General features: G+C 52.1%; 1 rRNA gene. It reads left to right on the top strand.

From position 1 onward, the window contains the following. Nucleotides 1–2 precede the first annotated feature (2 nt). A 16S ribosomal RNA gene (locus tag KIV40_RS13845) occupies nt 3–1555 on the top strand. Nucleotides 1556–1690: the final 135 nt, after the last annotated feature.

The following is a 1690-nucleotide window of genomic DNA, read 5'->3' as shown; positions in this document are numbered from 1 at the left end:
TTAAATTGAAGAGTTTGATCATGGCTCAGATTGAACGCTGGCGGCAGGCCTAACACATGCAAGTCGAGCGGAAACGAGTTATCTGAACCTTCGGGGAACGATAACGGCGTCGAGCGGCGGACGGGTGAGTAATGCCTAGGAAATTGCCCTGATGTGGGGGATAACCATTGGAAACGATGGCTAATACCGCATAATGCCTACGGGCCAAAGAGGGGGACCTTCGGGCCTCTCGCGTCAGGATATGCCTAGGTGGGATTAGCTAGTTGGTGAGGTAAGGGCTCACCAAGGCGACGATCCCTAGCTGGTCTGAGAGGATGATCAGCCACACTGGAACTGAGACACGGTCCAGACTCCTACGGGAGGCAGCAGTGGGGAATATTGCACAATGGGCGCAAGCCTGATGCAGCCATGCCGCGTGTGTGAAGAAGGCCTTCGGGTTGTAAAGCACTTTCAGTCGTGAGGAAGGTAGTGTAGTTAATAGCTGCATTATTTGACGTTAGCGACAGAAGAAGCACCGGCTAACTCCGTGCCAGCAGCCGCGGTAATACGGAGGGTGCGAGCGTTAATCGGAATTACTGGGCGTAAAGCGCATGCAGGTGGTTTGTTAAGTCAGATGTGAAAGCCCGGGGCTCAACCTCGGAATTGCATTTGAAACTGGCAGACTAGAGTACTGTAGAGGGGGGTAGAATTTCAGGTGTAGCGGTGAAATGCGTAGAGATCTGAAGGAATACCGGTGGCGAAGGCGGCCCCCTGGACAGATACTGACACTCAGATGCGAAAGCGTGGGGAGCAAACAGGATTAGATACCCTGGTAGTCCACGCCGTAAACGATGTCTACTTGGAGGTTGTGGCCTTGAGCCGTGGCTTTCGGAGCTAACGCGTTAAGTAGACCGCCTGGGGAGTACGGTCGCAAGATTAAAACTCAAATGAATTGACGGGGGCCCGCACAAGCGGTGGAGCATGTGGTTTAATTCGATGCAACGCGAAGAACCTTACCTACTCTTGACATCCAGAGAACTTTTCAGAGATGAATTGGTGCCTTCGGGAACTCTGAGACAGGTGCTGCATGGCTGTCGTCAGCTCGTGTTGTGAAATGTTGGGTTAAGTCCCGCAACGAGCGCAACCCTTATCCTTGTTTGCCAGCGAGTAATGTCGGGAACTCCAGGGAGACTGCCGGTGATAAACCGGAGGAAGGTGGGGACGACGTCAAGTCATCATGGCCCTTACGAGTAGGGCTACACACGTGCTACAATGGCGCATACAGAGGGCAGCCAACTTGCGAGAGTGAGCGAATCCCAAAAAGTGCGTCGTAGTCCGGATCGGAGTCTGCAACTCGACTCCGTGAAGTCGGAATCGCTAGTAATCGTGGATCAGAATGCCACGGTGAATACGTTCCCGGGCCTTGTACACACCGCCCGTCACACCATGGGAGTGGGCTGCAAAAGAAGTAGGTAGTTTAACCTTCGGGAGGACGCTTACCACTTTGTGGTTCATGACTGGGGTGAAGTCGTAACAAGGTAGCGCTAGGGGAACCTGGCGCTGGATCACCTCCTTATACGATACGGATAGTTTGCTTTCACTTTTAAAAAGTGAAGACAAATGAGTCACGATGAGTGTCCACACAGATTGATATGGTTTAAATTTCAGAGCAAAGATTGGTTCTGCATAAAATGCTGAAGCGATTTATGTG

It is taken from the genome of Vibrio sp. D173a (genome assembly GCF_030248475.1).
This window is presented reverse-complemented; position numbering and strand designations above follow the sequence as displayed.